Source organism: Mesorhizobium sp. M0960, assembly GCF_040319055.1.
Classification (GTDB): Bacteria; Pseudomonadota; Alphaproteobacteria; order Rhizobiales; family Rhizobiaceae; genus Mesorhizobium.
Genome location: NZ_JAMYNN010000011.1, coordinates 137110 through 153357 on the forward strand (window position 1 = coordinate 137110; position 16248 = coordinate 153357).

Below are 16248 nucleotides of genomic sequence, written 5' to 3' on the forward strand. Positions count from 1 at the left end.
AGGGCAGTAGGTGAGTAGGCGAGAGCAAAGTAGCACTAGGCGCGGCGCCGCACGATTAGCATGGTTTCCTACTGCCTACTGCCTACTGCCTACTGCCTACTGCCTACTGCCTACTGCCCTACTGCCCTACTGCCCTACGCTTGCGCGATACACGGCAATGCCGGCGGCCAGGTCCTCGAGGGCCGCGCCGACCGACTTGAACAGCGTGATCTCGTCATCGCCCTGCCGGCCTTTTTTCCGGCTGCGCGCCAGTTCATAGAGGTCGGCGACGATGGCTTGCGGCTTCAGCACGCCGGAGGCCAGCGGCTGGACGATATCGCCGGCTTCCTTGGTGGCGCCGGCGCGGGTGTCGACATAGACGCGGGCGCGTGCAATCGCGTCGTCGTCGCTTTCGCGCATCGCCGGCGTGAAGCCGCCAACCAGATCGACATGGGTTCCCGGCTTCAAGAGTGCCCCCTTGATCAGTGGCGCGGTGGTGATGGTCGCCGATGACACGATATCGGCTTGGCCGAGTTCGACGTCGAGATCGCCTGCTGCTTCGGCCGCAAAACCCTCGGCACGCAAATTTGCCGCGACCTTTTCGGCATTGGCCGGCGTGCGGTTCCAGATGCGGATGTTCTTGATTGGCCGTACCGCCGAATGCGCCTTTGCAAGGAATGGCGACAGCGCGCCGGCGCCGACCACCAGCAGCCGTGATGCGTCCTCGCGGGCCAGATAGGAGGCGGCCAGCGCCGAGGCGCAGGCGGTGCGCCACTGCGTCAGCCTCTGGCCATCGATCAAGGCCTGCGGCTCGCCGGTGGCGCCGTCCAGCAACAGGTAGAGGCCCATCACCGCAGGCTTGCCGACGGCGTTGTTGTCGGGCGACACGGTGACGATCTTGACGCCGATATGGCCACCGACCGAGGTGCCGGCGGCGTTGAAGTCGGTCCAGGCCGGCATCAGAAGCAGCGTCGAGGCGGCACCGTCGGGCCGCTCGACCGTGTGATGATGCCTGACCGGCTGCACGGCGCCGTCGCGAAAAGCGGCGCGCAATGTCTCGACCAGCCCGGGAAAGGTCAGCGCGCGGTCGACCTCGGCGGCGGAAATGGTCAGCATGATGGCTCCGTGGAGAAATAGGCCGGTTGCGCTTCCTGCCCGAGCCGCGGCTCAGTTCATCGGCTTCGGCAAGGCCGGGCCCTGCGCCGCCGTGGGCGCGCGGCTGACTGCCAGACGCAGGTTCTCGGCCTCGGCGCCGCGCTGGCGCGCCAGCTTGCGGTAGCGGCCCTGCTTGATCCAGGTCGCCAGGCTGCCGACGATCATGCCGATGGCCAGCGCCAGGAACAGGAAAATGAACAGCGGCACGGTCAGCGTCAGCGCCGGATTGCCGGGATTGAACGGATCGAGCGTGAAGGCCACCGGTTCGCGGTTGGCGACGGCCAGCGCAATCAGGATGACGGCCAGCGGCACGAAAACCACGATGAGGATGAAGCGATTGAACATGTTTTTCCGTTCGGAAGAAAAGGCAGCAACGGGTCGGCGGGCGCCGCGCCTATTTGCCTCCATTCAGCCTTTCACGCAATTCCTTGCCGGTCTTGAAGAACGGCACCCATTTCTCCTCGACCTCTACGGATTCGCCGGTGCGCGGATTGCGGCCGGTGCGGGCAGGGCGGTTTTTCACCGAAAACGCGCCGAAGCCGCGCAACTCGACCCGGTTGCCCTCGGCAAGCGCGTCGGTGATTTCATCGAAGATGGCGCCGACAATGTTTTCGACATCGCGCAGGAAAAGATGCGGATTGCGCGTGGCGATGATCTGCACAAGTTCGGATTTGATCATGAAAAGGCTCCCCGTGAAAGCAGTGCCGCCGAAATTATCAGAATGATTTTATTTGCTTTTTCACTCCCAAGCGGCTCCTCAAGGGTGCCAGACGGAAACGAGACCGTCAAGAAACAAGCGGTCCGCTCCAATTTCGTGAAGGACGTCGCCGCCATGGCCAGGCAGGCCAAGCGCAGCGCCGACGGTCTGCGCCATCGCCTTGGAGAACAGGAAACCACCGCGTTTTTCCGTGTCCTTCCATTCCACCACCTTGAGCTTGGCATCGACACCCTTGCCTGCAAGCCAGTCGATCGCTTCGGCCTCGCCGCCGACCGCGTCGATCAATCTGTTGGTGACCGCCTGCCGGCCGGTGAAGATCGACCCGTCCGCGAGCGCCAGCGCCTCCGGCTTGGTCATGTTGCGGCGCTCGGCGACGATGCCGACGAACCAGTCGTAGCTGTCGAGAATGAGTTTGCGGACCATGGCGCGTTCATCGTCATTGGTCGGCTTGAAGGGGGAAGGCGAGGCCTTCAAGGGCGAGGATTTCACCTCCTCCAGCTTGACGCCGAGCTTGTCCATGAGGCCGCTGACGTCCGGGTACTGGATCAGAACGCCGATCGAGCCGACGATCGAGGATTTGCGTGCGACAATATGGTCGGCCGCGGTGGCTATCATGTAACCCGCCGACGCCGCGAGCGTGCCGACCTCGGCCACCACCGGCTTGTCGGCGGCGAGCTTGCGCACTGCCTCGTAGATCGACTCGCCACCGACGGTGGTGCCGCCGGGTGAATCGATCGACAGGATCACAGCCTTGACGCGCGGCGACTGACGGATGGCTTCCAGCCGCTTGATCAGTTCTTCGTCTTCGGTGATGGTACCTTCGATCTTGACCTTAGCGATGTGGTCGACAGCCGCGCCGGTGAATTCGTCACCATAAATCCACGCGGAAAAGGCGATCAGCCCGGCTGCGGCGACAAGAATCGCCGCAACACGCCAGAATGTCAGCTTGCGGCGCAAGCGGCGGCGGTCGATCAGGTCGTCGGCTCTCAATGCCATGGTCAGCCTCGTAGTCGGTGGGAGCAGATGCTTTTAAAGCAACCATTCGCGCCCGGCTACCGTTTCCTGACGGCCTTCGCCAAAGCCGTCTTCGGCGTTCGGGCAAGCTTCAACCTGTCGCGTTCCACAGGCTCTAACACTGTGCGCCCATATCTGGTATGAGGTTCAGGCTGCGCTGGGGCCATTTTCGTTGTATAGGGGCGGCTGTCATATTTTTGCGGTTTTCCTCGGCTTGTGCTTGCTTGAGGGCGCCGGCACCCCACCTATAGGGCGGCCTGGCGGGCAGGGGTTTAGAAGAAGCAGTCATGTTAGCGGGACCAATCGAACCGACCAACACCGAGACGGAGTTGGCTCCCAAGGCCGCAGGCCGGGCGCGGGTCGACGCCTTTGACATCGCGCAGCGTCATTCGCGCCGGGTGCGGATCCTCAAGCTGGCCGTGCCGCTGGTCGCCGCCCTGATCGCGGTCGCGTTTCCGGTCTATTCCTATCTCATGGCTCCCGCTGCAATCGAGGTGCAGGCCGACGGCGGCTCCTTTGCCAATGGCAAGCTGGTGATGGCCAATCCCAAGCTCAACGGCTTCACCAAGCAGAACCTGCCCTATTCGATGACGGCCCTGCGCGCCATACAGGACGTCAGCAAACAAGGCATCATCGATCTGGAAGGCATCAAGGCCAGGCTGCCGATTGCGGCCGACAACACGGCCGCCATCGATGCCGCGCGCGGCACCTATGATCGCGACGGCAACACGTTCAGCCTGACCAGCGACGTGACGGTATCGACCACGGATGGCGTGGTGGCAAAATTCAAATCAGTCTATCTCGACATGGGCGAAGGCACTATGAAGACAAGCGAACCCGTCGATGTCAGCCGCGGCGGGTCGCGGATCAGGGCGGATTCGATGTCGGTCCAGGACAATGGCAAGGTCCTGGTTTTCGAGAACAAGGTGCGCGTCGACATCGATCCCGCCAGTTTGAAGGCGGCAGAGGCAAAGAGCGGAGAGACCAATGCGGTTCAGTAGTTCGGCACGGCGCCTCGCCGCGGTTTCGGCGTTGCTGACCCTCGGGCTGCCATTGGGGCTCACCCTGGGGACGGCTTCGTCGCTGGCGCAGTCCAGCGCCACCAGCCAAATGTCCGGCCTCAGGCTGTCGGGCGACAAGCCGATCCAGATCGAAAGCGACAAGCTCGAGGTGCGCCAGGCGGAAAGCGTCGCCGTCTTCACCGGCAACGTCAACGTCGTCCAGGGTCCAACCGTACTCAAGGCCGGCAAAATGACGGTCTATTACGTCAGGGATGCAGCCGCCGCCAAAGGCGCCGAGCCGGCGGGTGCCGCGGCGATGACCGGATCCGCCAACATCGACCATCTCGTGGTCGACGATAAGGTCTACATCAAATCGGACAATCAGGTTGCCACCGGCGACCGCGGCACCTTCGACATGAAGACCGAGGTGCTGGTGCTTTCGGGCAGCAAGGTCGTGCTCTCGCAAGGCGACAACGTGCTTGTCGGCTGCAAGCTTACCGTGCAGATGAAGAGCGGCCTTGCCCAGGTCGACGCCTGCGGCGGCCGCGTCATGATGTCGATCACGCCGCAGGCGAAGTCTGGAGCAGCGAAACCCTGATGACCGGCATATCGTCGCTCCTGGCGCGTCTTCCAGGGCGCGCCGCCAGCAAACTTGCGGCACCGGCCAGGGTCACCGTCGAAGCGGCAAAGTTCAAGGGAACCTTGATCGCCAAGGGGCTGACCAAAAGCTACAAGGGCCGCACAGTCGTCAGCGGCGTGACGCTGGGCGTGCGCGCCGGCGAGGCGGTTGGGCTGCTCGGCCCCAATGGCGCCGGCAAGACCACCTGTTTCTACATGGTGACCGGGCTGGTGCCGGTCGACGAAGGCACCATCGAAATCGACGGCTTCGACGTCACGTCGATGCCGATGTATCGCCGCGCCCGTCTCGGCATCGGCTATCTGCCGCAGGAAGCGTCGATTTTTCGCGGCCTGAACGTCGAGCAAAACATCCGGGCCGTGCTCGAAGTGGTCGAAAAGAGCCGCAAGGAGCGTGAGCGCCTGCTCGACGAATTGCTCGAGGAATTCCACATCAGCCATCTGCGCAAGGCTCCATCGCTGTCGCTCTCCGGCGGTGAGCGGCGGCGCCTCGAAATTGCCCGTGCGTTGGCAACCCGCCCCGCCTACATGCTGCTCGACGAACCGTTCGCCGGCATCGACCCGATCGCCGTCGCCGACATCCAGCAGCTCGTGCGCCACTTGACGGCACGTGGCATCGGCGTGCTGATCACCGACCACAATGTGCGTGAGACCCTTGGCCTGATCGACCGCGCCTACATCATCCATGCCGGTCAGGTGCTGACCCATGGCCGAGCCGACGAAATCGTCGCAAATGCCGATGTGCGGCGGCTTTATCTTGGCGAGGGATTTACGCTCTAAATGCGAAATTCCGGTTCGAACGGGATTTCCGGCGTAGTCCGGCAGCTTTTTCTTCGATTTTCTGCCTGAAAAACGCGCTGGCAGGCGAGTTTTTCCGCACCTCGCCTTGACAAGCAAAAGCCGGGCCAGTTTCTATGCTGGCCTGGAAAATTCTTTCCAGCAGTGCGGGCGCGTAGACGGGGCGTTGAACCGAACCATGGCGTTGGCGGCAAAACTACAGCTACGACAGTCGCAGTCGCTGGTGATGACGCCGCAGCTGATGCAGTCGATCCGCCTGCTGCAGTTCACCCACCTCGAGCTGGAACGCTTCATCGACGACGAGATCGAACGCAATCCCCTGCTGGAACGCGCCGAACCGCAGGACGACGCCGCCAGCGACCAGGCGCAGAAGAGCGACGCCGCATCGGAACCGGCAGCCGACGGCGACTGGTTCGAAGCGGAGACGGCGTGGAGCGCCGAGGCGATCTCGGAAAAGCTCGATACGTCGCTGGAAAACCTGTTTCCCGACGATCCTGGAACGAGCGAGCGGCTCGGCCCCGACCTGACGGCGCAATGGAAATCGGCGTCCGGCAATAGTTCCGCCTCTTCCTCCGACGGCTTCGACGTCGCGGATATGGCGGCGGCTGCCATCACGCTGCGCGACCATGTTGGCGAGCAGGTGGCGCTCGCCTTCGCCGATCCGGCCGCGCGCCTGATCGCCAGCGAGCTTGCCGACGGCGTCGATGAGGCCGGCTACATGCGTGCGGACATGGCCGAGATCGCGGCCCGCCTCGGCACGGACGCCACGGCGGTGGCAAGGGCGCTGGCGATTTGCCAGACATTCGAGCCCGCCGGCATCTTCGCCCGCGACCTCGCCGAATGCCTGTCGCTGCAGCTTGCCGTGCGCGACCGGCTCGATCCGGCGATGAGGGCATTGATCGCCAATCTCGAACTCCTGGCACGGCGCGATTTCCAGACGCTGAAGCGGATTTGCGGTGTCGACGAGGAGGATCTGCTCGACATGCTGGCCGAGATCCGGGCGCTCGACCCGCGGCCGGGAATGGCGTTTTCGCGCGGTGCCAGCGATGCGATCGTGGCCGACGTCGAGGTGCGCGCAGCCAATGACGGCAGCTGGACGGTCGAGCTCAACGCCGAGACGCTACCGCGCGTGCTGGTCGATCACATCTATTTCGCTCAGGTCACGCCGCATGCGAAAAACCAAGCGGAAAAGGATTTCCTCGCCGAATGCCTGCAGAATGCCAACTGGCTGACGCGCAGCCTCGACCAGCGGGCGAAGACTATCCTGAAGGTCGCCTCCGAGATCGTGCGCCAGCAGGACGCTTTTCTCGTCCACGGCGTGCGGCACCTGAAGCCGCTCAACCTGCGCACGGTGGCGGACGCTATCGGCATGCACGAATCGACGGTCAGCCGGGTCACGGCAAACAAATACATGCTGACGCCGCGCGGCGTGTTCGAGCTGCGCTATTTCTTTACCGCCTCGATCGCTTCGTCGGGTGGCGGCGATGCGCATTCGTCGGAAGCGGTGCGCGACCGCATAAAGCAGCTGATCGACGAGGAGAAAGCCGTCGATGTGCTTTCCGACGATGCCATCGTGGACATGCTGCGGGAAAGCGGCGTCGACATTGCCAGGCGCACGGTTGCCAAATACCGGGAAGGCATGAACATACCCTCTTCGGTGCAACGGCGGCGCGAAAAACGCGCTTTGGCCAGCGCCGGCCGTTGAACTCCGGCAGAATTTCCACAGCTTTCGCGTTCATTGACAAGCGGCAACGAAGTGGCTAGAAGCCCGCCCGCATGAGACGGGCTGGCGAGTGGATTTGAGTTCGCTGATGCCCGCACGAGAGATGGTCCGTCACGACGTAGGCCACGGACGGCCAAGAAGGCGGCTTGTGATCAACCGGAAAGTTCGGATTTAAAATCGGCGCAAGTGACGCCGCAAAGCTTGTGCGCACGGACCACGAGTATAAACTCGGGACAGTTTGAAGCCTGAGCAAGGAAGGTCAGTTTTCAGATGACATTGCGCATATCGGGAAAACACATGGATATCGGCGATGCGTTCCGTACGCGCATCAACGACCGTGTCGGGGAAGTGATCGGGAAATATTTCGATCGGGGCTTTTCAGGGCAAATCGTAGTCGTCAAATCGGGGTCGCGCTACACGGCCGATTGCATGATCCGGCTGGATTCCGGTGCTTCGCTGCAGGCGACCGGCGATGCCCAGGATCCGACGCTTGCCTTCGATGCCGCGGCGGACCGTCTGGAAACCCGCCTCAGGCGCTACAAGCGCCGGCTGAAGTCGCACAATTCAGGCAATAGCAATGGCGAACTCACCGACGTCGCCTATACGGTGATGGCCCCGCTTGCCGATGACGACGAGGAGATACCGGAGAATTTCGCGCCGGCCATCGTCGCCGAATCGACCATGACGCTGCGGACCATGTCGGTGGCGTCAGCCGTGATCGAGCTCGACACCAAGGACAGCCCGGTCCTGGTCTTCCGCAATGCCGGAAACGACCATCTCAACATCGTCTATCGCCGGCCGGACGGGAATATCGGCTGGATCGACCCGTCTACGGCCAAGGTCGCGCAGGGGTAAAAACCAGCCGCACGCAAGCGTGGGGACTGGCGACGGCAGGCGAACAAGGGATTTCAAGCATGGATCTGAGCGATCTCGTCAACGTTCCGGCAATCATGCCGGCGTTGAAGGCGAACTCCAAAAAGCAGCTGCTGCAATTGCTGTCTGAAAGGGCGGCGGCAATTTCCGGCATTCCGGAGCGGGAGGTGTTCGACACCATCCTGCAACGCGAGCGGCTGGGTTCGACCGGCGTCGGCAACGGCATCGCCATTCCGCATGGCAAGCTGGCCGGGGTGAAGCGGATCGCTGGAGTTTTTGCCCGGCTGGAGACACCGGTCGATTTCGAGGCCCTCGACGATCAGCCGGTCGACCTGGTGTTTCTGCTTTTGGCCCCCGAAGGTGCCGGCGCCGACCACCTCAAGGCGCTGTCGCGCATCGCGCGGGTGCTGCGCGATGCCGACACGGTTGCCAAGATCAGGGGCACGCGCGATGCCGTGGCTATCCACGCGCTGCTGTCGGATACACAGGCCTCGCACGCCGCCTGAGTTGATTGGACCCGTTGAAGGGCCGCCGTGAGCGGCCCTGTCCGTTTCAGCCAGATCGGCGCGCCGTGTTGTTAGTGGATAGCGACGGGGGTCAGATCGTTTTCCAAGGCGCCGGCCAGCGCCCGGTCGCGAGCATCCGAAAGCAGGATCGGCTGGCCGTTGGCGGCAAACAGGGCCCACAGTTCCAGCCCGGGCGCGATTTCGCCGAGGCCCGGGAAACGGCCGCGCAGATCGTCGCTCGACACTTTCCTGAGATAGGCGACCGAACCTTCGCCGAGATGAGCGAATTCGCCGCTGGTCATGATGATATTTTCGTCAGTTCTGGTCATTTCAAGCCTCCTTGCCGCGAGACGCCGCTCAAGGCCATCCCGCATGAGAGCTATCGGCAAAACTCAGTCTTTCACCGATATGTTTATTTTTCGTACCAGCCGTTCCGACTCCGGCCGATCGAGATCGATCGACAAGAGGCCGTTCTTCAATTCCGCCGCAATCACCCGCATGCCGTCGGCCAGCACGAAACAGCGCTGGAACTGGCGCGCGGCGATGCCGCGGTGGAGGAATTCGCGCTCGGTGTCGTCGTTCTGACGGCCGCGCACGACCAACTGGTTCTCCTCCGTGGAGACATCGAGATCGCTTTCCGCGAAACCGGCGACGGCGAGCGTGATGCGCAGCCTTTCGGTTTTGCCGTCGGCACCGCTGAGGCGCTCGATGTTGTACGGAGGATAGCTGTCACCCGACTTCGCCAAGCGCTCCAGTGTCTTTTCCATGGAATCGAAACCGAGGAGAAGCGGGCTGGAAAAAGGCGTCATTCGGCTCATGTTACAGTGTCCTCTCAAGAGCGACATAAAGTGGAAAAACCCGGATGGCATTTTTCCCGATGGTCTTGATATGGTCCGCCGCCCGGCAGACTTCAAGCCGTCACACGTCCCGCCCAAAAAGACTTGCCAAAACAAGGAATTGAAATGCCCCAATCCCGCAGGATCATCATCGACACTGACCCCGGCCAGGACGATGCCGTCGCCATATTGCTGGCGCTCGGCAGCGCCGAGCTGGAGATCGTCGGCATCACCGCGGTGGCCGGCAACGTGCCGCTGAAACTCACCGAAAAAAACGCACGCAAGATCTGCGAGTTGGCCGGCCGGCCGGATGTCAAGGTCTATGCAGGCGCCATCCGGCCGCTGGCGCGTGAACTCGTCACCGCCGAGGAAGTGCATGGCAAGACCGGCCTCAACGGACCGCAACTGCCTGAGCCAAAGATGAAGCTGCAGGATCAGTATGCGGTCGATTTCATCGTCGAGACGCTGATGAAGGAGGAGACCGGCACGATCACGCTTTGCGCGCTCGGGCCGCTCACCAATGTTGCGCTGGCGCTGATCCGCGAGCCGAAAATCGCGCCGCGCATCAAGGAGATCGTGCTGATGGGCGGCGGCTTCTTCGAGGGCGGCAACGTCACGCCGACTGCCGAGTTCAACATCTATGTCGACCCGCATGCCGCCGATGTCGTGTTCAAATCCGACATTCCGATCGTGATGATGCCGCTCGACGTCACCCACAAGGCGCTGACCACCGCCAAGCGCACGAAGGCTTTCCGCAAGCTCGGCACCAGGGTCGGCACGGCGACGGCGGACATGCTGGAATTCTTCGAACGCTTCGACGAAGAGAAATACGGCACCGATGGCGGCCCGCTGCACGATCCTTGCGTCATCGCCTATCTGTTGAAGCCGAAGCTGTTCAAGGGCCGCAACTGCAATGTCAGCGTGGAAACTGCCTCGGAGCTCACCATGGGCATGACGGTGATCGACTGGTGGGGAGTGACCAAGCGGCCGAAGAACGCCATGGTGATGCGCGACATCGATCATGATGCGTTTTTCGCGCTGTTGCTGGAAAGGCTGGGGCGGCTTTAGTGCCGCTCAGTCATTGAGCAGGCGGTAGGTGCTGGTGCCGTTATTGCGGTGCTGTTGTTCGATCGAGACTTCCGATCCGATCATGTGGGGCGTCTCCACCTCACCATCGATAAATACCAGTGCGTTGCCGTCATGGAGACGGACTTCATATCTATAATAAAGTCCATGGCCGACGGAACCTTTCGGATTTAGAGGCATCGTCGCAACATCTTCGACGATGCCTCCTATGCGTTGCGTGCCCATGATCGGGCTATTCTGTCTTGTTACAATCGCCACGGCGGCCACAAGAGCGAATGAGCAAAAGAAAGCGACGCCAACGACTGTATCGCGAAACTCTTCCCGAAGCAGAAGAAGGCGGTTTCTAAGAGAAAGATTCGTCGGCCCCATCACTTAGAGTTGAATAGCGTAAGGGCTTTGTTCAAGAGCGATTTCTTCGAAGAGAGCTCTGTCACTCGTTTACCTTCGAAAACAGCTTCATTGATCGATCGCCGTTCAATTTGGAAATTGGTAGAAGACAAAGCCATTGTCGCGCGTGACGCGCTCGATGCCGACGTGCGAGCCGATCAGGCGCGGACGATCGTCGTCGATGAAAACAGATGAACCGTCTTCAAGGACCAGCATGTAGACACTTCGGCCTTTGCCCCAATGGGCACTTTTGACGGCTGCATCGATTGGGTCCACCGAGCGGATCGGGCTGGCGTTATTCGTCCACTTGAGCGGATCGAGGGCCAACACCGCCGCAAACAAAGCAACAATCAGGATCACGCCGATCGCGTGCCTTTTCACATCCACAAAAGTCCACGGCACCGGCATGAATCCCCAACTGTCGATTCATGTGGTGCACAGAAGGCTGACTTTCAATCGGGCTTCCTGTTCCAGGAGATTGCTATTTGCGTCCCGGCTCGCGGCTGTTACTTCGCCTTGGAAAACGCCAGCCACAGGCCGCCGCCCACCAGGAAGCTGCCGCTGATTCGCGACAAGAGCTTGACGCGGCCGGCCGAGAGCAGGCGTCCGGCGCGGCCGGCGGCCAACGCGTAGGTCGAATCCGAGACGGCGGCGAAGATCATGGCGGTGAGACCCATGACGCCGATCTGTAACGCGTAATTGCCTTCGGGGGCGATGAACTGCGGAAAGAAGGCGCCGAAGAACACCAGCGTCTTCGGATTGCTGATCGCCACCAGCAGGCCCTGCAGGAAGAAGCCGCCGCGCGGCTTTTTAGCCGATCCGTCGGCGTTCAGCTTGCCTTTCGAGCGGAACATCTGCACGCCCATCCAGATCAGGTAGGCGGCGCCGATCAGCCGGACCCATTCGAACCAGTGGCCCATGCCGGCGATAAGCGAGGTCAGCCCGATGCCGACGATGGCGATCATGATGGCCAGCCCGGCCTGGGTGCCGGCGACATTGGCGAGGCCGGCGCGCGAGCCGTGGCGGATGCTGTTGGCGATGATCAGCGTGACCGTCGGCCCCGGCACAAGAATGATGACGATGCAAGCGACGACGTAGGTGGCGTAGAGTTCCAGCGACATTTTTCCCTCCGCAGAATGCCGCTCGTGCGGCGCGCTGTCGCGATCAATGCATGGCGATGAGTTGCGTGCAAGCCGGCGAGGCGCCGACAATGCGGAGCTGATTTCAGCAGGCGCCGGCCTGCCATGGTAGCGTTGCCTCATAGGCGGCAGCCGCCCCCAGCACCGAGAGGTCAGCGCGTGGCCGCCCGATCAATTGCATGCCCATCGGCCTGCCCTTGGGGTCGAAGCCCACCGGCACATTGATCGCCGGGCAGCCGCCGAGCGTGGCGAACGCTGAAACCTGCATCCAGCGATGATAGCTGTCCATGGCACGCCCGGCCACTTCCCTTGGCCAGTGGGTGGAGACCTCGAAAGGGAAGACCTGCGCGGTCGGCAGCGCGATGAGATCGAATCGATCGAAGAGCGACAGCAGGGTTTTGTGCCATGACGAGCGCCTCACCGTGGCGGCGTGGATCTGCGGTGCGGTGAGGCCCAGTGCATGTTCCACTTCCCACACGGCCTCCGGCTTGAGAAGGCGGCGTTTCAAGGGATCGTCGTAATGCACCTTGAGCGCACAACCGCTGCTCGCCTGGCGAAGCGTTACAAAGGCCTGCCACAGCGCTTCGAACTCGAATTCCGGCATCAGCGGCTCGGCCTCGAAGGATAGATCCGCTAACCGGCCGAGTGCTGCCTCGCAAAGCTGTAGAATGCCTGCTTCAATCGGCAGATGACCGTCAAGATCGCCGAGCCAGGCGATGCGCCCGCCGGCCGCCCGCGATTCCAGCCCTTCGAGGAACGAGCCTGGCTTATCATGCGACAGCGGCGCGCGAGGATGATAGCCGGCCTGAACGTCGAGCAGCAGGGCGATGTCGCGCACGTTACGCCCCATCGGCCCTTCGACGCCCATTTGCGCATGAAACACATCAAGATCAGGGCCGGCCGGTACCAATCCCTGCGACGGGCGGAAGCCATAGACATTGTTGTAGGCAGCGGGATTGCGCAGCGAACCGCCGAAGTCGCTGCCATCGGCAATGGGAACCATGTCGAGCGCCAGCGCGACCGCCGCGCCGCCGCTCGAGCCGCCGGCGGTCAGCGCTGGGTCGAACGCGTTGAGCGTCTGTCCAAACACGGTATTGTAGGTGTTGGAGCCGAGCCCGAATTCGGGAACGTTGGTCTTGCCGATGATGATGGCGCCGGCCTGCCGAACACGCTCGACGAAGAAGTCGTCTTCCTCAGGCACGAAATCGGCGAAGATCGGCGAGCCGAAGGTGGTTCTCAGGCCTTTTGTCAGCGCAAGATCCTTGATCGCGATCGGCAGACCGAACAGCGATCCGGTATCTGCTCCTCGCGCCAAATGAGCGTCTGCCTCGTCGGCCTCGCGCAGGATGTCGGCACGCTCACGCAATGAAACGATGGCGTTGACCTGTGGGTTCACCGCCTCGATCCGGTCCAGGAATGCAGCGATCACTTCGCGCACCGAAAGCTGCCGGCGCCTGATCCTGTCGGCCAGTTCCACGGCGGACAGGCGGCAGATGTCGCCGGCGGGCGGCACGGCATGCCTGGTGGTCGGGCGCGTGGCTGTCATCGCGCTTCAGCCGGCAGATGTCGGCATGGCGGCGTCGACATCCCTGGCCAGCGGGATGGCAGGCTGGGCGCCGGCTTTCAGGCAGGCCAGCGAACCGGCTGCGGCAGCGCGGGCAAGCGCCTGGTCGAGCGGCAGGCCTGCCGCCAGTCCGGCAGCAAAATAGCCGCAGAACGTGTCGCCGGCGCCGACCGTGTCGAGCGGAGTGATCTTCAGCGCCGGAACCATCAGGAGATCGTCCGGCGTCGCGGCGAGAACGCCGTCTGGGCCAAGCGTGACGACGATGGTGCGGCCAGTTCTCGAGGCATAGTCGCGCATCCGTGCCGGGCGGTCGCGGCCACTCAACGACAGCGCCTCACCATAGAGGTCGAACTCGGTCTCGTTGGCGACGAGATAGTCGGCCTTGCCGAGGAAGCCGGCCGCGTCGCCGTGGAAAGGTGCGGTGTTGAGCACGGTGACCGCGTTGGCCGTCCTTGCCGCGTCAAGCGCTGTCTCGACCGTTTGCAACGGGACCTCCAACTGCAGCAGCACGACATCGCCGTTTTTCAGGAAAGCCTTGGAAAGGTCACCCGGCACGACCGAATCATTGGCGCCCGCCACGACGGCGATCACGTTCTCGCCGTCGGCGCCGACCATGATCAACGCGGTACCCGTCGAGGCAAAGGTCTCGCCGACGCCGGACAGGTCGATCTTGCCGTCGCGCAGCAGCGCCAAAGCCTCGCCGGCGAAGCTGTCCTTGCCGACCGCGCCGACCATGCGCACCTTGGCGCCGGCGCGGGCGGCGGCCAGCGCCTGGTTGGCTCCCTTGCCGCCGGGGGCGGTGGCGAAACCGGAGCCGCGCACCGTTTCGCCGGGACCGGGCAAGCGGTCGACACTGGCGATGAGGTCGAGATTGATGGAACCGATGACGACGATCAAGAAGTGCCTCCCGCTAGCGCATGTCACTCTAATTGCGCGGGAAGCTACTCCGTAAGATCGCTGCTTGTCACCCTCGGGGCCCTTCGCTCCTATCGTTCCATTCGTTGGCTATTCAAGAAGAGACTTGTCCCGCCTCCCAGCCGAGGATGGCGCGTTTGCGCGTCAGGCCCCAATGGTAGCCGGTGAGCGCGCCGGACTTGCCGAGAGCCCGGTGGCACGGCACGACGAAGGACATCGGATTGGCACCGACCGCGGCACCGACAGCCCGGCTGGCGCTCGGTGCGCCGATGCGCGCGGCGATCGAGGAATAGGTGCAGGCCTTGCCCATCGGAATGCGCAGCAAGGCCTCCCAGACGCGGACCTGGAAGTCGGTGCCGATCATGACGACGCGCAGCGGCTGGTCGGCGCGCCACAGCGTCGGATCGAAGATGCGCGCGGCATAGGGCGCCGTCGCCGCCATGTCCTCGACATAGGTCGCATTCGGCCAGCGGCTGGACATGTCGGCAAAGGTCGCGCGCTCGCCGCCGGGGTCGTTGAAGGCGAGGCCGGCAAGGCCGCGGTCCGTCACCATGATCAAAGCGATGCCGAAAGGCGAGATATGATAGCCGTAGCGGATGGTGAGCCCTGCGCCGCGGGTCTTGTAGTCGCCCGGCGACATCGCTTCATGGGTGACGAACAGATCGTGCAGCCGGCCTGGGCCGGACATGCCGAGTTCGAACGAAGTTTCCAGCAGCGGCATGCCGGAATCCAGCAGTTTGCGCGCATGATCGAGGGTGACGGCCTGCAGAAAAGCCTTCGGCGACAGGCCGGCCCAGCGGGTGAACAGCTTCTGCAGCCCGGTCGGCGTCTCGCCGACCTCCTCGGCCAGCACTTCCAACGAAGGCTGGTCGCGATAGTCGAGGCTGATCTTTTCGATGGCACGACGGACGATTTCGTAGTCGCCGCCTTCAGGCGTGATGTCTTTCTGAAGGATTGCTGTCGTTTTGAGAGGCATTTGGGCGTTCATGGTAGTATCTCCTTGAGTGCGAATATCGTCCTTCGCGGCGCCGATCACCACCCGAAACTTGCTTTCCCGCAGCATGTACCCAGATAGAGTTGGCTTTGAATGGGGAGGACAATCATGGCCGGCGAGAAGATGCAGCTGACCAAGGAAAAAGAAACGCTGCTGATCACCGTCTACGGCAAGGCGCTGGAAAGCCGGCTTCCCAACTCGCTGCTGAAAGACCGCTTTGCGGACGAGGCGGTTCGCCGCATCGACTACGATTTCTCGCGGCTCAAGGTCGACAACAATCTCGGCGTCGGTCTGGCGATCCGGGCCAAGACGCTGGACGACTGGGTTTCGGCTTTTCTGGCGAACAACCCGAACGCCATTGTACTGCATCTCGGCTGCGGGCTGGACACACGAATATTCCGTATCGACCCGCCAGCCGGCGTCGACTGGTTCGACGTCGACTACGCCGAAGTCATCGAGCTCAGGCGCAAGCTCTACCCGATGCGCGAGCATTACCACCTGATCGGATCATCCGTCACGGAGCCTGGCTGGTTGGATGAAGTGCCCGGCGATCGCCCGGCGATGGTCGTGGCGGAGGGCCTGACCCCCTACCTTGCCGCTGACGAGGGCCCAAGACTGGTTTCGCGGCTTGTGTCGCATCTGGCCAGCGGCGAATTTATCTGCGATGCCTACAGCGACCTGGGTCTAAAGCTCGTGCGCCTCAACCGGTCGTTCCGCGCCACCGGAGCCGAACTCCACTGGGCGATCAACGATCCGCGCGACTTGGAACGGTCAGTGCCCGGCCTGCGGTTGGTCGAGGAAATGATGGCGTACAAACCCGAACATGCCGCCCGTGTGAGCTGGTTCGCCGGACTGGTCTTTCGCCTCTGGAGCCACGTTCCGGCTCTTCGGAGGGTCGGCAGGCTGTTGAGATTTCGGTTTTGA

At 62.7% G+C, this 16248-nt stretch carries 20 protein-coding genes; 8 read left to right on the top strand and 12 right to left on the bottom strand.

Annotated features, from left to right (window positions below; all coding sequences use genetic code 11):
- Window positions 1-126 precede the first annotated feature (126 nt).
- From lhpI to sppA, 4 genes are all read right to left on the bottom strand, one after another.
- Entirely contained in the window at window positions 127-1095 is a 969-nt protein-coding gene (gene lhpI / locus NKH63_RS20280; protein ID WP_352918533.1) for a bifunctional Delta(1)-pyrroline-2-carboxylate/Delta(1)-piperideine-2-carboxylate reductase, read from the bottom strand.
- Window positions 1096-1146: 51 nt separating this feature from the next.
- On the bottom strand, window positions 1147-1479 hold the full coding sequence (locus tag NKH63_RS20285) for a DUF1049 domain-containing protein (RefSeq protein ID WP_352483587.1): 333 nt from the start codon (window positions 1477-1479) through the stop codon (window positions 1147-1149).
- Window positions 1480-1528: 49 nt separating this feature from the next.
- A complete protein-coding gene (locus NKH63_RS20290; protein ID WP_006200394.1) occupies window positions 1529-1813 on the bottom strand; it encodes an integration host factor subunit beta in 285 nt (94 codons plus the stop codon).
- A 78-nt stretch (window positions 1814-1891) separates the two neighbouring features.
- The gene (gene sppA / locus NKH63_RS20295) at window positions 1892-2848 is read right to left on the bottom strand and encodes a signal peptide peptidase SppA (RefSeq protein WP_023718956.1); all 957 of its coding nucleotides are present in this window, start codon (window positions 2846-2848) and stop codon (window positions 1892-1894) included.
- A gap of 305 nt (window positions 2849-3153) precedes the next feature.
- Between sppA and lptC the strand changes: the two genes are divergently transcribed.
- The 6 genes from lptC (at window position 3154) to ptsN (ending at window position 8403) form a co-directional block, all read left to right on the top strand.
- Window positions 3154-3867 (top strand): LPS export ABC transporter periplasmic protein LptC, encoded by a 714-nt coding sequence (gene lptC, locus NKH63_RS20300; RefSeq protein WP_023718957.1) that lies wholly within the window; start codon window positions 3154-3156, stop codon window positions 3865-3867.
- The gene (locus NKH63_RS20305) at window positions 3854-4465 is read left to right on the top strand and encodes an LptA/OstA family protein (protein ID WP_023718958.1); all 612 of its coding nucleotides are present in this window, start codon (window positions 3854-3856) and stop codon (window positions 4463-4465) included. Before lptC ends, NKH63_RS20305 begins: the two co-directional genes overlap by 14 nt.
- On the top strand, window positions 4465-5283 hold the full coding sequence (lptB, locus tag NKH63_RS20310; RefSeq protein ID WP_352918535.1) for an LPS export ABC transporter ATP-binding protein: 819 nt from the start codon (window positions 4465-4467) through the stop codon (window positions 5281-5283). The genes NKH63_RS20305 and lptB overlap by 1 nt, the downstream gene beginning before the upstream one ends.
- 196 nt (window positions 5284-5479) lie before the next feature.
- Complete coding sequence (gene rpoN / locus NKH63_RS20315) at window positions 5480-7006, top strand: RNA polymerase factor sigma-54 (RefSeq protein ID WP_023718960.1); 1527 nt, start codon at window positions 5480-5482, stop codon at window positions 7004-7006.
- Window positions 7007-7294: 288 nt separating this feature from the next.
- A complete protein-coding gene (gene hpf, locus NKH63_RS20320) occupies window positions 7295-7879 on the top strand; it encodes a ribosome hibernation-promoting factor, HPF/YfiA family (protein ID WP_352483585.1) in 585 nt (194 codons plus the stop codon).
- A 59-nt stretch (window positions 7880-7938) separates the two neighbouring features.
- Complete coding sequence (ptsN, locus tag NKH63_RS20325; protein WP_023718962.1) at window positions 7939-8403, top strand: PTS IIA-like nitrogen regulatory protein PtsN; 465 nt, start codon at window positions 7939-7941, stop codon at window positions 8401-8403.
- 71 nt (window positions 8404-8474) lie between these two features.
- On the opposite strand, the gene NKH63_RS20330 is transcribed toward ptsN, so the two are convergent.
- Both NKH63_RS20330 and NKH63_RS20335 read right to left on the bottom strand, forming a co-directional pair.
- A complete protein-coding gene (locus tag NKH63_RS20330; RefSeq protein WP_352483584.1) occupies window positions 8475-8732 on the bottom strand; it encodes a BQ00720 family protein in 258 nt (85 codons plus the stop codon).
- 63 nt (window positions 8733-8795) lie between these two features.
- Window positions 8796-9221: an Hsp20 family protein gene (locus NKH63_RS20335; protein WP_023718964.1), complete on the bottom strand. Its 426-nt coding sequence runs from the start codon at window positions 9219-9221 to the stop codon at window positions 8796-8798.
- 144 nt (window positions 9222-9365) lie between these two features.
- Between NKH63_RS20335 and NKH63_RS20340 the strand changes: the two genes are divergently transcribed.
- Window positions 9366-10307 (top strand): nucleoside hydrolase, encoded by a 942-nt coding sequence (locus NKH63_RS20340; RefSeq protein WP_352483583.1) that lies wholly within the window; start codon window positions 9366-9368, stop codon window positions 10305-10307.
- Window positions 10308-10313: 6 nt separating this feature from the next.
- Here NKH63_RS20340 and NKH63_RS20345 read toward each other — a convergent pair whose 3' ends face one another.
- From NKH63_RS20345 to NKH63_RS20370, 6 genes are all read right to left on the bottom strand, one after another.
- A complete protein-coding gene (locus NKH63_RS20345) occupies window positions 10314-10550 on the bottom strand; it encodes a hypothetical protein (RefSeq protein WP_023718966.1) in 237 nt (78 codons plus the stop codon).
- Window positions 10551-10799: 249 nt separating this feature from the next.
- On the bottom strand, window positions 10800-11120 hold the full coding sequence (locus NKH63_RS20350; protein WP_352918537.1) for a hypothetical protein: 321 nt from the start codon (window positions 11118-11120) through the stop codon (window positions 10800-10802).
- A gap of 98 nt (window positions 11121-11218) precedes the next feature.
- Window positions 11219-11833: a LysE family translocator gene (locus tag NKH63_RS20355; protein WP_023675274.1), complete on the bottom strand. Its 615-nt coding sequence runs from the start codon at window positions 11831-11833 to the stop codon at window positions 11219-11221.
- Window positions 11834-11936: 103 nt separating this feature from the next.
- Window positions 11937-13397 (bottom strand): amidase, encoded by a 1461-nt coding sequence (locus tag NKH63_RS20360; protein ID WP_352918539.1) that lies wholly within the window; start codon window positions 13395-13397, stop codon window positions 11937-11939.
- Window positions 13398-13403: 6 nt separating this feature from the next.
- Window positions 13404-14312: a ribokinase gene (locus tag NKH63_RS20365; protein WP_023718970.1), complete on the bottom strand. Its 909-nt coding sequence runs from the start codon at window positions 14310-14312 to the stop codon at window positions 13404-13406.
- Window positions 14313-14424: 112 nt separating this feature from the next.
- Entirely contained in the window at window positions 14425-15318 is an 894-nt protein-coding gene (locus tag NKH63_RS20370) for a methylated-DNA--[protein]-cysteine S-methyltransferase (RefSeq protein WP_352717399.1), read from the bottom strand.
- A gap of 114 nt (window positions 15319-15432) precedes the next feature.
- Between NKH63_RS20370 and NKH63_RS20375 the strand changes: the two genes are divergently transcribed.
- Complete coding sequence (locus NKH63_RS20375) at window positions 15433-16248, top strand: class I SAM-dependent methyltransferase (RefSeq protein WP_352918542.1); 816 nt, start codon at window positions 15433-15435, stop codon at window positions 16246-16248.

What these genes read in the sequence shown, in the direction of transcription:
- NKH63_RS20330 (WP_352483584.1), bottom strand. Translation starts at nt 8,732, where the DNA reads ATGACCAGAACTGACGAAAATATCATCATGACCAGCGGCGAATTCGCT.
- NKH63_RS20375 (WP_352918542.1), top strand. Translation starts at nt 15,433, where the DNA reads ATGGCCGGCGAGAAGATGCAGCTGACCAAGGAAAAAGAAACGCTGCTG.
- NKH63_RS20340 (WP_352483583.1), top strand. Translation starts at nt 9,366, where the DNA reads ATGCCCCAATCCCGCAGGATCATCATCGACACTGACCCCGGCCAGGAC.
- hpf (WP_352483585.1), top strand. Translation starts at nt 7,295, where the DNA reads ATGACATTGCGCATATCGGGAAAACACATGGATATCGGCGATGCGTTC.
- lptC (WP_023718957.1), top strand. Translation starts at nt 3,154, where the DNA reads ATGTTAGCGGGACCAATCGAACCGACCAACACCGAGACGGAGTTGGCT.
- NKH63_RS20305 (WP_023718958.1), top strand. Translation starts at nt 3,854, where the DNA reads ATGCGGTTCAGTAGTTCGGCACGGCGCCTCGCCGCGGTTTCGGCGTTG.
- NKH63_RS20355 (WP_023675274.1), bottom strand. Translation starts at nt 11,833, where the DNA reads ATGTCGCTGGAACTCTACGCCACCTACGTCGTCGCTTGCATCGTCATC.
- NKH63_RS20285 (WP_352483587.1), bottom strand. Translation starts at nt 1,479, where the DNA reads ATGTTCAATCGCTTCATCCTCATCGTGGTTTTCGTGCCGCTGGCCGTC.
- NKH63_RS20350 (WP_352918537.1), bottom strand. Translation starts at nt 11,120, where the DNA reads ATGCCGGTGCCGTGGACTTTTGTGGATGTGAAAAGGCACGCGATCGGC.
- NKH63_RS20290 (WP_006200394.1), bottom strand. Translation starts at nt 1,813, where the DNA reads ATGATCAAATCCGAACTTGTGCAGATCATCGCCACGCGCAATCCGCAT.
- NKH63_RS20360 (WP_352918539.1), bottom strand. Translation starts at nt 13,397, where the DNA reads ATGACAGCCACGCGCCCGACCACCAGGCATGCCGTGCCGCCCGCCGGC.
- NKH63_RS20345 (WP_023718966.1), bottom strand. Translation starts at nt 10,550, where the DNA reads ATGGGCACGCAACGCATAGGAGGCATCGTCGAAGATGTTGCGACGATG.
- NKH63_RS20335 (WP_023718964.1), bottom strand. Translation starts at nt 9,221, where the DNA reads ATGAGCCGAATGACGCCTTTTTCCAGCCCGCTTCTCCTCGGTTTCGAT.
- ptsN (WP_023718962.1), top strand. Translation starts at nt 7,939, where the DNA reads ATGGATCTGAGCGATCTCGTCAACGTTCCGGCAATCATGCCGGCGTTG.
- lptB (WP_352918535.1), top strand. Translation starts at nt 4,465, where the DNA reads ATGACCGGCATATCGTCGCTCCTGGCGCGTCTTCCAGGGCGCGCCGCC.
- sppA (WP_023718956.1), bottom strand. Translation starts at nt 2,848, where the DNA reads ATGGCATTGAGAGCCGACGACCTGATCGACCGCCGCCGCTTGCGCCGC.
- NKH63_RS20370 (WP_352717399.1), bottom strand. Translation starts at nt 15,318, where the DNA reads ATGAACGCCCAAATGCCTCTCAAAACGACAGCAATCCTTCAGAAAGAC.
- rpoN (WP_023718960.1), top strand. Translation starts at nt 5,480, where the DNA reads ATGGCGTTGGCGGCAAAACTACAGCTACGACAGTCGCAGTCGCTGGTG.
- lhpI (WP_352918533.1), bottom strand. Translation starts at nt 1,095, where the DNA reads ATGCTGACCATTTCCGCCGCCGAGGTCGACCGCGCGCTGACCTTTCCC.